This is a genomic window from Pseudovibrio sp. W74 (genome assembly GCF_001623085.1).
GTDB lineage: Bacteria > Pseudomonadota > Alphaproteobacteria > Rhizobiales > Stappiaceae > Pseudovibrio.
Genome location: NZ_LMCJ01000004.1, coordinates 89,598 through 102,473, shown reverse-complemented (window position 1 = coordinate 102,473; position 12,876 = coordinate 89,598). Strand labels below are relative to the sequence as shown.

Here is a 12,876-nt window from a genome sequence, read left to right as displayed (position 1 = left end):
GTTGCAGCTTCCAGTCAGGAAGGCTTTAAGCGACTTCGCGGGTCTCGGTCAGGATGACTTCAAAGCCTTCAAAGTGTGGGCCGCCCAGATAGAAGTTCATGCGGGTGCCAGCGCCTTTATGGGCAGACGCAAACGCTTCAGACTTCGTCCAGCCGACAAAATTCTCATAGGTATCCCAAGTGGTATGGGATGCATAAAGGGTATGGTCTTCAGCTGTCTCGCCTTTGAGCATACGAAATTCGATGTAGCCGGGAACGGAGCTCAGGTGACGCTCACGATTTTTCCAAACGGTTTCAAACTCTTCTTCTTTGCCCCGCACCACGCGGAAACGGTTCATTGCGATGTACACGCCGGAACTCCTTAGCCAATTAGTACATGAGCCTTTCCAGTCAAAAGCTCAGCAAAGTTTCAGGTCTTCAGAGCCACTCTCAAAACACATACCACAATAGGAATGGGAGGGGTATGCGGAGGCTGGCTAGCGATTTAAACCGCTTGGCTGGCAAAATGGTCTTAACGATGCGCCATTTAAAGGCTCTCGATCCGCGTATGTAGAAAAATATGAATTTAATAGTCAAGTATTATTTCTTATATTTGCCTGTCTTCCTTCCTAGCTCAATTTAGAGATTGACCCGATATATAAATATGAGTATTTCACTCATGTTATTTTGAAAGATAGCGTTTTACAAACTGGGCGAATTTGGGAAGCCAGAAGCCACTCATGCCCGAAGGAATGAAATACCTCCTCTCAAATGGGTGCTACCATGCGTGTTCTAACCAGAGCCCTCGATTCATTTTCTCTCATGCTTCCTTATGTGGCAGCAGCGCTCCTGAGCTTGTTCTTTGGAATGTTCATCGGTCAGGTCCAAGCTGAGGGCACACAAAATGATCAGCGCATTATCTCGATTGGCTCATCTCTGACAGAAATTGTCTACGCACTGGAAGCTCAGGATCGGTTGGCCGCTGTCGACACCACTAGTCTCTATCCCGAGGAAGCAACAAAGCTTCCCAATGTCGGCTACATGAGAGCTCTCAGTGCAGAAGGTGTGCTCGCAACCAATCCAGATCATATCCTCATGATGGAAGGTTCAGGCCCATCAACAGCGGTTGATGTCCTCAAAGCGGCCTCTATCAAGCTGACGGAAGTGAAAGAGGTTTATTCCCCGGAAGGCATTCTTGAGAAGATTGATGTGGTCGGAACCGCATTGCAGCTTCCAGAGGAAACAAAAGCGCTGAAAGCAAAGGTCAAAGCAGATCTTGATGAGGCAATAGCCTACGCACATCAGCAAGCAAAACCGCTCAAAGTTGTCTTTGTCATCTCTGAAGGGGGTGGAAAACCGCTGGTTGCAGGCCGCGAAACAGGGGCTCATGCCGTAATCGGACTGGCTGGTGCAACCAACGTGTTTGCAAACCTGCGCGGCTACAAACCGGTCTCTAAAGAAGCGCTGATTGCAGCGGCTCCTGATGTTGTGATGATGATGTCTCGTCCGGGCTCAAGCGACCAATCAAAAATTCTCAAAGAACCAGGTTTCAACCTCACCCCTGCAGGCCTAAACGGCAATCTCATCGTCATGGACGGCGTCTATCTCCTCGGCTTTGGCCCTCGCACAGCGCAAGCCCTTCGAGATCTGAGCGATCGCTTTGTGAAAATCGCAGCTAAATCTGACGTAAAATCGTGAGGTCAGGCGGCCATGAGTGAGATGACACTGTCTGAGGCGTTCAAGTCACCAGTAACCCATGCAAGAACAAGCAGAGAAATCTGCCAGCAGTACGCTGTTAAGGCACTAACCCTGTTGCTTTTGGTTGTCTGCTTCGTGTCGTTGGTCGTGGGGCCAACAGAGGTTTCCGTCTCACACATATTCGGTGCAATTAATTACTGGCTCTTCGGTGATGAAACCGCACTCACGCTCCGAGACAAAGTCGTTCTGATGGACATTCGTATGCCAAGAACGGTACTTGGATGTCTTGTCGGCGCCTCTCTTGCTGCTTCCGGTGCGATGATGCAAGGCTTGTTCCGAAACCCCCTTGCTGATCCGGGTTTGGTGGGGGTTTCATCAGGTGCAGCCCTCGCCGCAGTCTGTGTGATCACTCTGTCTTCCGGTCTGCCTGCATGGATTTTGGATGGCTACTCGGTCTACCTCCTTCCATGGGGGGCTTTTGTCGGCGGAGCTGCAACAACCGCCCTGCTCTACAAAGTCGCAACCCGGCGAGGTCAAACCTCCATCGCGACCATGCTGCTGGCAGGCATCGCGCTTGGCGCATTATCTGGTGCTGTCACAGGGTTTCTCGTTTTCGGTAGCACAGACGAAGAACTCAGAGACCTGACATTCTGGGGCATGGGCGGACTGGGAAGTTCCACATGGCCAAGAGTTTGGTCCACACTTCCGTTTGCTCTGGCTGTGCTCGTTTCTCTCCCATTCATCGCAAAAGGTTTGAATGCATTTCTGTTGGGTGAGGCTGAAGCCTTTCATCTGGGGTTCAACACACAGCACCTCAAACGTTTGATTATTATTCTGGTTGCGGGTGCAACCGGAGCCTCTGTTGCGGCGGCTGGTGCAATTGGCTTTGTTGGGATTGTTGTGCCCCACGTCTTGAGACTGCTCATTGGACCAGACCACCGCTTCCTCCTGCCATCTTGCGCGTTGCTCGGTGCATCCTTATTGGTTGCCGCTGATGTTGTTGCCAGAACGGTGGTCGCGCCTGCTGAACTGCCAATCGGCATCATCACAGCAATCATTGGCGCACCTGTGTTCCTTTCCATCCTGCTTGGCCGCAAAAACCAAGTCCAATTGTGAGGATTCCAGATGCTTGAGGCAATAAACATCACGGTAAGCGTTGGCACAAAAAAACTTCTCCGAGACGTCTATTTCCGCAGTTGTCCGGGAGAACTGACAGTAATCATCGGCCCCAATGGCGCCGGCAAGTCGACGCTTCTCAAATGCCTGACGGGTGATTTGTCGCCATCGGAAGGCGACGTAATGCTGGATGGAACGTCTATCTGGTCAGTCCCCGCAGTCGAGCTTGCAAGCCGCCGCGCGGTGTTGCCTCAAAGCTCGCAGCTGTCCTTTCCGTTCTCGGTTGAAGAGGTTGTTATGCTGGGTCTGGTCTCCGGCAGTCACGGCCTAAGCGCAAAGCAACTACGTCCACGTGTTCTGGAAGCTCTGGATCGTGTCGGCCTCACGTCCTACCTGAACAGGTACTATCAGGAACTGTCTGGCGGCGAAAAACAGCGTGTTCATTTGGCCCGTGTGCTTTGTCAGGTTTGGGAACCAAAACAAAATGGCTGTGCCAACTATCTGTTTCTGGATGAACCGACCGCGAGTTTGGATCTAAAGCACCAGATCGACGTACTGGAGACAGGTCGTAACTACGCGAATGAAGGCGGCGGTGTTATCGCAGTCCTTCATGATATCGATCTGGCCTGCGTCTATGCCGACAAGATCTTTGTGCTGAACCACGGCAAGCTGGTTGCGCACGGCACGCCGCAGGATGTTGTAACAACCGACCTGCTCCGCTCGGTCTACCACCTTGATGACCGAATGCTGGAAACCAAGTGGGGCCATCTGGCAAAAGGCCAGAACCTCGGCAAATCCTGGTCAGAGCTACGTCCGTCCTAAGTACAGCATAATCATGCTTTGCGGCCTGTGTTCCTGTATGGGCAACCCAGACCGTTTACTGTTCTGACTATACAAAAGCAGCGTAAGCGCCCTTAAAGATCGTCCCGCCGCTTAAGGCGCTCTTTCTCGATCTTCTCTTCTTCTTCACGAATGAGATTAAGCGGGTGGAGGGAAAACTCACCTTTGATCGGTGCTTTGCGTCTGAGAACCCTGGAGCGGGCAGACCACCTGTTTTTTACGGCAAGAAACAAAAGGGCAATGGACGTAAAGCACAGAGCCAAAGCCATGCTGATAGCGATCGTGGCCATAGCTTCCTCCCAGAATGAACTAGTCACCATTCTCATTTTGGGGGCAAATGCCGGTCACTAAAATCAGCAATGTATGCGGGTAGAATTTTAGGGATTGTTTAGGCACTTTGAGTCGGAAGCCTGATAGTGCGTTCAGCACCTGTGATATCCGCATAATTCACAAGAATGTGTAGGTACATATCCTAAAGTAATACAAGCCAAATAAGGCAAATAAGGCACCTTAAACGCCAATAAAATACCAAAGATCTTTCTAAATCAATAGAATCGTTAAGCCGCGGAAATACTGAGAGAAAACAGAATCGTCAGATTCTAAAAACGGTATTCTGTAATGTAAAACATTGAATCGCAGAGATTTTTTTAAATTCGTCTGTAATAAATACTCCATTTTTCTTTCGAAATTTGGCCCCAATTTCCAGAAAAATCAGCCTCGTCGAACGCGGAAGCGATCAGATGCACTGCAAACAATGCGCTGTTGGAAACGCAAAGATCAAAATTGCAGTCAGATCGCATCAGCGTTCGTTTTTAACGAGAGCGGCTCGGTGAGCCTTCCGGACCTTAGCAATTCGGCTTGCTCCTTTAATTTCGGAGTTGTCTGGGACCTCTCAATAAAAACTGAGGGAATACAATGGACTATCGTGGCACATATGACGAATTCCGTGACGCATTGCGGGCTTTCGAATCCGGTTGGGATCGCGAAAGATACAACGACGGCAGAATTCAGGATTGGCAGCTCACTGAATGGGCAGGCGGTCCGGTGCAAGACTTCTTTCCAGAGTATGACAGTTGGGGGGATCTGAACGACGACCAATGGAGTGCGATGTCTTATCGCTCCACCAACTCACTTGGGTTCGTCGGCTACCAGTTCGGTGAAGCTCTGCTTATCGATCTGGGCTACTATGATGATGATGTCTTTTACGGCAACGGCGCATCCACTAACACTTGGGATGGCACCTGGACCGGTAAAAACGGCGTCGACTCACTAGAAGAGTTTATGACTCCTGAAGCACAGGAAGTTGCCATTCAGGAAGCATTTGGCTTCAATCTCCAGATTATCGAAAATGGATTGTCCAACAGCGGCCAGTCACTGGACGACTTTATTGGACAGGATTTCACCTACGAGCAGAACGGTCAGGAAGTCAGCGTAACCCTCACACTGACGGGTATTTTGGCTGCTGCCCACTTGCGTGGTGCATACGGTACACTTGCTCTCCTGCAGGGCGGCAACGTTTCTCAGGATGAATACGGTACCTCAATTCTGCAGTATGTTGAGCAGTTTGGCGGCTTTGAAAGCCCAACTGTTGATGAAGCAATCGACTACTTCCAGGATCGCCTGACTGGCGAAGAAGGCCTGAACGGCACTCTGCCAGGCGTTGGTGTTCCAAAAGAAGATGCCGATGTGGTTGTCACATGGTCCTATGGTGAACAGGAAGTCGTCAACGACTTCGATACAGAAGATGGCGTGATCTTCGTTGACTGGATCAGTGCTGACCAGCTCGAAGTAACCGAGACACCAGACGGTGTGCTCTTCTCTATTCCGTCCAATGGCGGGCAGACGCTGCTCCTGGCCGGGGTTGCACTTGCTGACCTGACACTGGCAAACTTCTCCATTCAGGATGCATCAGCAGCTGAATTGATCAGAGACCTTGTTGGCGGAAACACTCAGCCTGAAGAACCAACCGATCCTGTTGATCCGGTAGACCCTGTGGATCCGGTTGATCCCGTTGACCCGGTAGACCCTGTCGACCCGGTTGATCCAGGTGATGGTGACGATGGTCATGGTCATCCAGGCGATGGCGATGATGGACATGGTGGCCATACTGGCGACATGTATATGCTCGGTCTGGACAGTGAGTCTCAGGTCATCGCAGACTTCGATCCATCCTCTGACATGATCCATATTCTGGAAGGTGTGACTGGCGAACAGTTTGAAATCTTCGAGGAAAGCGGCGACGCGCTCGGACAAACAGTCCGCATCGTGATCACTGATCAGTTCGGTAACATCATGTCCACCACCATCTTCCAGGGTGTGACACTCTCCGATCTGTCTTTGGCAAACTTCTCTGTCGCAGACCAGTCTGCGTTCAACGAAGTTGTCTCTGCCATTGGTGAGACCGTTGAAGTGCCAGACCCAAGTCAGGGCGGCGGATACGAGCTTGTTTACGACAACGACGGTTCAAACCCACCAACAGTCACCGGCACGACCGATGAAGGTGGTTCCAAGTTCCGCGCTGACGTAAACGCAGACGATATCGTTGGCTTTGACCCTGATAGGGACGAGCTGGACTTCGGCGGAACATCTGTTCACGGCCTCATCGTGACCAAGTCTCCTGCTGGTGAAATTGTTCTCGACAGCCCGTGGAGCTCTTCTGCACAAATCGTGCAGGGCGTCACCTTCCAGGATGTCGACATCTCAGACTTCGGAGTGGTCGGTAATGAACACCTCCGTCAAGATCTTGGTGGCGTGGTCTCTTGGGAACAAGGCGTGGGCCCTCGCGAAGACGACACAGTCTACATCCGGTCTCATGAGTACGGCGTACACGAAGTTATCTCTGACTTTGACCCATCATCCATGAAGATCAGCTTCCTGTACTACGGTACACGTGAGCGTCTGAGCGTTGAAGAAACCGACGACGGCCTGCTGATCTCTACTCTGCCAAGTGGTCAGAGCTTCCTGTTCGAAGGCATTTCTCTTGATGATCTGGTTCCAGGTCAGCTGGAATTCCACTTCGATCAGGTTATGGAAGATAACCTTGAAGTTCCATTCGGCTTTGATCAGGGTGATGTGACCCTCGTTAGCCGTGAAGGCCTGTTGACTCCGGAAGCGCCAGCTGGCGACACAACGGATGGCCACCAGACCAGACCGGGTGACTTCGGACCAACTGATCCGGTTGACCCAGTCGACCCAACTGATCCAGATCCGGACCCAGTTGACCCGGTTGATCCAGTCGATCCGGTTGACCCAGTTGATCCGGGTACAGGCACTCCAGGTCAGGTTCCTGGTGATGGTGTGGTCGTGTTCACATGGGCTTGGGGTGAAAACAGCGTTATCGCCGACTTCAACCCAGCGGAACATAAGATCAGTATTGGTTGGATCAGTGCAGACCAGATCAGCTTCACAGAATCTGAAGACGGTCTCGTGATCTCCCTGCCTTCAAATGGTGGACAAACCCTCCTGCTGGAAGGTGTGTTCCTTGAGGATCTGAATGCCGATAACTTCGACATCAAAGATCCATCTACATTGCAGGAAATCCTTGATCTGCTCAGCGGTGAAGGTTCACAGCCACCTGTCGACCCAACTCCGGATCCAGATCCAACTCCGGACCCAGACCCAACCCCAGATCCTGACCCGGTCGATCCTGTAGATCCAGTGGATCCGGTTGACCCAGTTGATCCGGGCGATGGTTCACCTCGTGAGTTCACACTGGATTGGCAGTGGGGCAAGCAGGAAGAAGTCGCAAACTTCAATCCGGAACAGGATACCGTGAACATCGGTTGGATTGGCGGCGGCCAGTTCGAAGTGGAGCAGACCGACAATGGTGTGTTGTTCACTCTGCCGGGTAACGGTGGTCGGTCACTTCTGCTGGTTGGCATTGTCGTAGCTGATCTGACAGCAAACAGCATCATCGCAAATGATGCAGCTGCTCAGGCTAAGATTGATGACTTCCTGTCAAATGCTGACAATCTGGCAGATGTGGGAACTCAGTCCGAAGCTGAAAGTGTAGACTCTACCTACATTCCAGAGGCTCCTGAAGCATCAACCACTGCACAGGAAGCAGCTGCTTCCAATGACAGAGATGATGATGCGGTTGCCGCTTCTGCTCAGGAAGCTGAACAGGAAACTGGACCTCGTGAAGCTCAGAATGCTCCTGAACCAGCTCTTGCAGCTGCGGCCAATGGCAATGGAGCAATCGGAGGCGATACCGTTCAGATCAATTGGGATTGGGCGTCAGAAGAAGTCATCACAAACTTCGACCCTGCTACCGACACCATTGATTTCGGTAATCTGAATGCATCACAGGTTCAGATCACGGAAGAGAACAACAGTGTTGTGATCGAGGTTCTGGATAACGGTGGTCACACCTACACCTTGAACGGCATCAGCGTAGAAGACCTCTCTGCGGAGAACTTCGAAGCTGACGACTTCAACACCATCGTAACTGAAGAAGGCGGTGTTGTAGATCAGATGCATTCGGTCAATCAGGACGATAACTTGATCTGATCGATGAGCTAACGAAAAGAACTGCTCCCTCCCGGTCAATACCGGGAGGGGGTTTCTTGCTTTAATTCCCGAAGCAATTGAGAGAAAAGCTTATGCCCGGCAGCCAACGACAGAAAGAATCTGTAATCACCAGTGCATTTAGATCTCTAAGGTCCGCACTGGTTGGAATTGGTGGCGTCAGCATGCTGTTGAATATTTTGATGCTGACAGGACCACTCTTTATGCTGCAGGTCTATGACCGCGTGCTGGCGAGTGGGTCGGTCCCAACGCTTGTTGTTTTGGCAACCCTTGTTGGCGTCCTTTTCCTTTTCTATGGAATTCTGGAAACACTTCGCAGTCGTGTTTTGTCCCGTCTTGGGCAACGTGTAGATGCCCAGCTCTCTGGTGTTTCCTACGAAATCTCAACGAGTCTACCGCTTATTCTCGGCCCCAAAGGTGCAAAGATGCGACCGGTTCAGGATCTGGATCAGGTGCGCAGTTTCCTTTCAGGCCCAGGCCCTGCTGCCATCTTCGACTTGCCGTGGATGCCACTCTATTTCGGTATCGTGTACCTCTTCCATCCCTATCTTGGCATGATGGCAATCGGTGGCGCTTTGATCATCTGTGCGCTCGTTGGAGTGAATGAACTAACCTCCCGCAGACCTTCAAGTGAGGCTGCCGCCGAAACAAACCGCCGCTCTGCCATCGTTGAAGCCAGTCGTTCCAATGCTGAAGTCATTCAGGCTATGGGCATGATGGAGACGATGAAGAACAGATGGCACAAGGGCAATGATGCCTACCTGGTCAAGCAGCGAAAAGCGGGTGACCGAGCAGCCTTTTTCTCAACAGCTGTCAAAACCTTCCGCTTCATCTTGCAGTCCGCCATGCTTGGCATGGGCGCATGGCTGGTTATCCAGCAGGAGGTCACCTCTGGTGTCATGATCGCCTCTTCAATCATGTCTTCCCGTGCCTTGGCCCCTGTTGAGCAAGCAGTTTCCCAATGGAAAGGTTTTCTGGCTGCACGACAGGGCCTCGCCCGTTTGCGCAAGGTCGTCGAAAATAAAGATGACACCAACAACGTGATGGAACTGCCCCTTCCGCATCAGAAAGTTGATCTGGACAGTGTGGCATGTGGTCCGGTTGGTATCCGCCAGCCAATCGTGCAAGGCATCTCATTTAGTCTTGCAGCTGGCGAAGGCCTTGGCGTGATTGGTAAGTCCGGTTCTGGCAAGTCAACATTGTCCCGCTCGATTGTCGGCATCACCAATGCGCTGACAGGGTCAATCCGGTTTGATGGCTCAGAGCTGGATCAATGGACGTCGGAGCGCATCGGTGAATTTGTTGGCTTCTTGCCGCAGGACATTCAATTGTTTGATGGCACGGTTGCGGAGAACATTTCCCGCTTCAAGGAAGATGTAAATCCTGATGATGTCATCGAAGCTGCGAAAATTGCCAGTATCCATGAGTTCATCACAGGCCTGCCGGATGGTTACAACACGATTATCGGCAGTGGTGGCTATGCTTTATCTGGCGGCCAGCGTCAGCGCATCGCCCTCGCCCGTGCCATGTATGGTGAGCCTTTCCTCATCGTTCTGGATGAGCCTAACTCCAACCTGGATTCTGAAGGTGAAGCCTGTCTGACCCATGCAATCAAACTGATGCGGGGCCGGGGTAAGATCGTCATTGTTATTGCCCACCGCCCAAGTGCGATTGCGGCGGTTAATAAGGTACTCGTGCTCAATGATGGCCGACAAGCTGCCTTTGGTCCGCGAGATGAGGTTATGAAGCAACTTGTAACCCCGGTTCAAACTCAGCAAGTCCCGCAAAAAGCAGCAATTAAAGCTCCTGCCAAACGAGGAGCAGCATAATGTATAATCATTCTGAAAGTGACAAGCAGATCAAGGGTAGCATTAGATTCCATCTGATCTGCGCTGGTCTTCTGGTTGTTATCCTTGTTGGAGGCGTAGGTCTCTGGGGCGGCCTGATGGAAATCCGCGGCGCGATCATCGCGCCCGGTACCATCGTCGTTGAAACCAACACCAAGAATGTGCAGCACATGGAAGGCGGCATTGTCCGCTCCATCATGGTGACTGATGGGGATACCGTTGATGCGGGAGACACCCTGCTCCGCCTTGATGACACGGTGACCCGCGCCAACCTTGCTGTCGTGACCAAACAGCTCGACAATCTTTACTCGCAGGAAGCCCGTTTGATCGCAGAACGTGATGGAGAAGAAGAAATACTCTTCTCAACACGAGCCACAGATGATGCACATTCACAGGTACTGAACACCATTCAGGAAGGGCAACGCCGGATGATGGTCGCGAAGACCAAAAACCTGCGTGGCCGTCAGGACCAGATGCGTGCTCAAATTCAGCAGTATAGAAAGCAAATTGATGGACTGTCTCAGCAAAGAGATGCCAAAGAAATTGAAATCAGCTTGATCGACGGTGAATTGGAAGACCTCAACAAGTTGCTGGCCAAAAGACTGGTCACAGAGTCCCGTGTCACAGCCCTCAAGCGCGAAAAAACCAAGCTTCAGGGTGAATATGGGGACTTCATAGCTCAGGTCGCTAAGACAGAAGAAGCCATCGCAGAACGCAATATTCAGATCATGCAGATCGAAGAAGATGTGCTGACAAAGACACTGGAACAGCTTCAGCAAGTCCGGGCAGAGGTTGCCCAGCTTGAAGAAAAGAAGATCGCTGCACAGGACCAGCTGATGCGCATGGAAATCAAATCACCTCAGTCAGGCACAGTGCATGACCTGACCATTCACACCATCGGCGGTGTTATCGCTCCCGGTGAGGTGTTGATGCAAGTTGTGCCACGTGAAGACGTTCTGGTGATTGAAGCGCAGGTGCAGCCAATCGATGTGGATCAGTTGACGCCCAATCAGGAAGCAACGATCCGCCTGCCAAGCTTTGATCAACGCACAACACCTGAGCTCACAGCTCAGGTGAAGACGATCTCACCTGATCTTTTGGAAGACCCCAAAACCGGTCTCAGCTTCTACATGGCTGAGCTGACAATCTCAGAGGATCAGCTGGACAAACTGGGTGGTAAAAATCTGGTGCCGGGTATGCCGGTTGAGGCGTTCATTCAGACAGAAAACCGCACGGTGATCTCATACATCATGAAGCCAATGGTTGATCAGATCGCCCACGCAATGCGTGAGTAGGGACGCCGTGTATCGCCGAAAAGTGGAAACCGGTTTTCGGATAAAGATACGCGAACAAAAGCCCCTACTCTGCTCATTCAAAATGATGGTTGAGGCTGTTTACCATCCAGCCTCAACATCACCCATCTCTACATAGATGCTCTTGACCTGAGAGTACTGATCCAGCGCCCACTGACCATTCTCACGTCCAATACCGGAGTTCTTGAAGCCACCAAATGGCATCTCGACCGGGGTCAGATTGTAGTTGTTGATCCAGCAAGTGCCAGCTTCCAACTGATCAATCACACGGTAAGCACGCTGAATGTCTTTCGTGAACACAGCAGCAGCCAAACCAAACTCGGTGTTGTTGGCGCGGCGGATCACATCAGCTTCATCATCAAAGTCCAGCACACACATCACAGGACCAAAGATCTCTTCGCAAGCAATGCGCATGTCGTCTTTGACCTCAGTGAAGATGGTTGGCTCAACAAACAGTCCACGACCAAGGCCTGCCACCTGCGGACGTCCACCACCAGCATAGAGAACTGCACCTTCGCTCTGGCCAATCGCGATGTAGTCCATCACTTTCTCAAGCTGAGCTTTGGAGACGAGCGGGCCAAGCTGTGTGTCTTCATTCAGCGGATCACCAATAAGGATCTTCTCGGTCCGCTCTTTCAGACGCTTCAGGAACTCATCCTTGATGGAAGAGTGCACGAACACGCGTGTGCCGTTGGAGCAAATCTGACCGGTGGAATAGAAGTTCGCGTTCATCGCCGCAGCAACGGCATTGTCGATGTCACTGTCTTCAAATATCACCACCGGAGATTTGCCACCTAGCTCAAGGCTCATGTGCTTCAGCTGAGAAGCTGCTTTTTCAGCAACCTTCATACCGGTTGGCACGGAACCCGTCAGGGAAACCTTGGCAATTTCAGGATGGGAAACCAGAGAAGCAGCTGCTTCACGGTTTGCCTGCACCACGTTGAACACACCATCCGGCAAGCCAGCTTCACGGAAGATCTCGGCCAGCTTGAGCGCAGAAAGGCAAGTCACTTCAGATGGTTTGAAGATCATCGCATTACCAGCAGCCAGCGCCGGAGCAGCTTTCCATGCAGCAATCTGGATTGGGTAGTTCCAGGCGCCAATGCCAAGGCAAATGCCCAGTGGCTCGCGCTTGGTCAAGGCATAAGAGCCACCCAGATCAATGTGTTCGCCGTTAGAGGTAGCTGCAACGCTTGCAAAATATTCCAGCGCTTCAGCACCGGAAGCAGCATCAGCCACCAGAGTTTCCTGCAGCGGCTTACCCGTATCAAGCGTTTCCAGCTCGGAAAGCTCACGGTTACGCTCACGCATCAGGTCAGCAGCCTTACGCAGAACGCGGGAGCGCTCAGCAGGTGCCATGGAACGCCAGATCGCAAAGCCCGTCCGTGCGGATGCAACAGCTTTGGTGATGATTGCCGGTGTTGCGGAATGAACCCGTGCAATCACCTCCTGCGTTGCTGGGTAAAGGCTGAGGATCTCCTCACCCATCGTATCTTCAACGTAAGTGCCGCCAATAAAGTGAGAGCCACCAGGCTGCGCACGCAGGGATGCATTTGT

The 12,876-nt window shown here is 51.9% G+C and carries 9 protein-coding genes; 6 read left to right on the top strand and 3 right to left on the bottom strand.

The features are described from left to right. Nucleotides 1–25 precede the first annotated feature (25 nt). Complete coding sequence (locus PsW74_RS03635) at nucleotides 26–349, bottom strand: antibiotic biosynthesis monooxygenase (protein ID WP_057463125.1); 324 nt, start codon at nucleotides 347–349, stop codon at nucleotides 26–28. 412 nt (nucleotides 350–761) lie between these two features. Here PsW74_RS03635 and PsW74_RS03630 point away from each other — a divergent pair, with 412 nt between their 5' ends. The 3 genes from PsW74_RS03630 to PsW74_RS03620 are packed head-to-tail and all read left to right on the top strand — an operon-like array spanning nucleotide 762 to nucleotide 3,614. After that, a complete protein-coding gene (locus tag PsW74_RS03630) occupies nucleotides 762–1,676 on the top strand; it encodes an ABC transporter substrate-binding protein (protein WP_244271702.1) in 915 nt (304 codons plus the stop codon). A gap of 12 nt (nucleotides 1,677–1,688) precedes the next feature. Then, nucleotides 1,689–2,792, top strand: a complete 1,104-nt coding sequence (locus PsW74_RS03625; protein WP_063286295.1) for an iron ABC transporter permease — start codon at nucleotides 1,689–1,691, stop codon at nucleotides 2,790–2,792. A 9-nt stretch (nucleotides 2,793–2,801) separates the two neighbouring features. Continuing rightward, nucleotides 2,802–3,614, top strand: a complete 813-nt coding sequence (locus PsW74_RS03620; protein WP_063286296.1) for a heme ABC transporter ATP-binding protein — start codon at nucleotides 2,802–2,804, stop codon at nucleotides 3,612–3,614. Nucleotides 3,615–3,706: 92 nt separating this feature from the next. On the opposite strand, the gene PsW74_RS03615 is transcribed toward PsW74_RS03620, so the two are convergent. Beyond that, nucleotides 3,707–3,922: a hypothetical protein gene (locus tag PsW74_RS03615; RefSeq protein WP_063286297.1), complete on the bottom strand. Its 216-nt coding sequence runs from the start codon at nucleotides 3,920–3,922 to the stop codon at nucleotides 3,707–3,709. Between the two features lie 625 nt (nucleotides 3,923–4,547). Here PsW74_RS03615 and PsW74_RS03610 point away from each other — a divergent pair. The 3 genes from PsW74_RS03610 (at nucleotide 4,548) to PsW74_RS03600 (ending at nucleotide 11,301) form a co-directional block, all read left to right on the top strand. Beyond that, nucleotides 4,548–8,141, top strand: coding sequence for a hypothetical protein (locus tag PsW74_RS03610; RefSeq protein ID WP_063286298.1), 3,594 nt, complete (start codon nucleotides 4,548–4,550; stop codon nucleotides 8,139–8,141). 92 nt (nucleotides 8,142–8,233) lie between these two features. Then, nucleotides 8,234–9,988, top strand: a complete 1,755-nt coding sequence (locus tag PsW74_RS03605) for a type I secretion system permease/ATPase (RefSeq protein WP_063286299.1) — start codon at nucleotides 8,234–8,236, stop codon at nucleotides 9,986–9,988. Then, nucleotides 9,988–11,301 carry an HlyD family type I secretion periplasmic adaptor subunit gene (locus PsW74_RS03600; protein WP_057463121.1) on the top strand — a complete coding sequence of 438 codons (1,314 nt, stop codon included), beginning with the start codon at nucleotides 9,988–9,990 and terminating at the stop codon, nucleotides 11,299–11,301. Before PsW74_RS03605 ends, PsW74_RS03600 begins: the two co-directional genes overlap by 1 nt. 99 nt (nucleotides 11,302–11,400) lie before the next feature. Here the strand turns inward: PsW74_RS03600 and betB are convergent, their stop codons facing one another. Further along, nucleotides 11,401–12,864, bottom strand: a complete 1,464-nt coding sequence (betB, locus tag PsW74_RS03595) for a betaine-aldehyde dehydrogenase (RefSeq protein ID WP_193775898.1) — start codon at nucleotides 12,862–12,864, stop codon at nucleotides 11,401–11,403. Nucleotides 12,865–12,876: the final 12 nt, after the last annotated feature.

Coding starts and splice junctions, on each gene's coding strand:
- PsW74_RS03615 (WP_063286297.1), bottom strand. CDS start 3,922: ATGGCCACGATCGCTATCAGCATGGCTTTGGCTCTGTGCTTTACGTCC.
- PsW74_RS03605 (WP_063286299.1), top strand. CDS start 8,234: ATGCCCGGCAGCCAACGACAGAAAGAATCTGTAATCACCAGTGCATTT.
- PsW74_RS03610 (WP_063286298.1), top strand. CDS start 4,548: ATGGACTATCGTGGCACATATGACGAATTCCGTGACGCATTGCGGGCT.
- PsW74_RS03620 (WP_063286296.1), top strand. CDS start 2,802: ATGCTTGAGGCAATAAACATCACGGTAAGCGTTGGCACAAAAAAACTT.
- PsW74_RS03630 (WP_244271702.1), top strand. CDS start 762: ATGCGTGTTCTAACCAGAGCCCTCGATTCATTTTCTCTCATGCTTCCT.
- PsW74_RS03625 (WP_063286295.1), top strand. CDS start 1,689: ATGAGTGAGATGACACTGTCTGAGGCGTTCAAGTCACCAGTAACCCAT.
- PsW74_RS03600 (WP_057463121.1), top strand. CDS start 9,988: ATGTATAATCATTCTGAAAGTGACAAGCAGATCAAGGGTAGCATTAGA.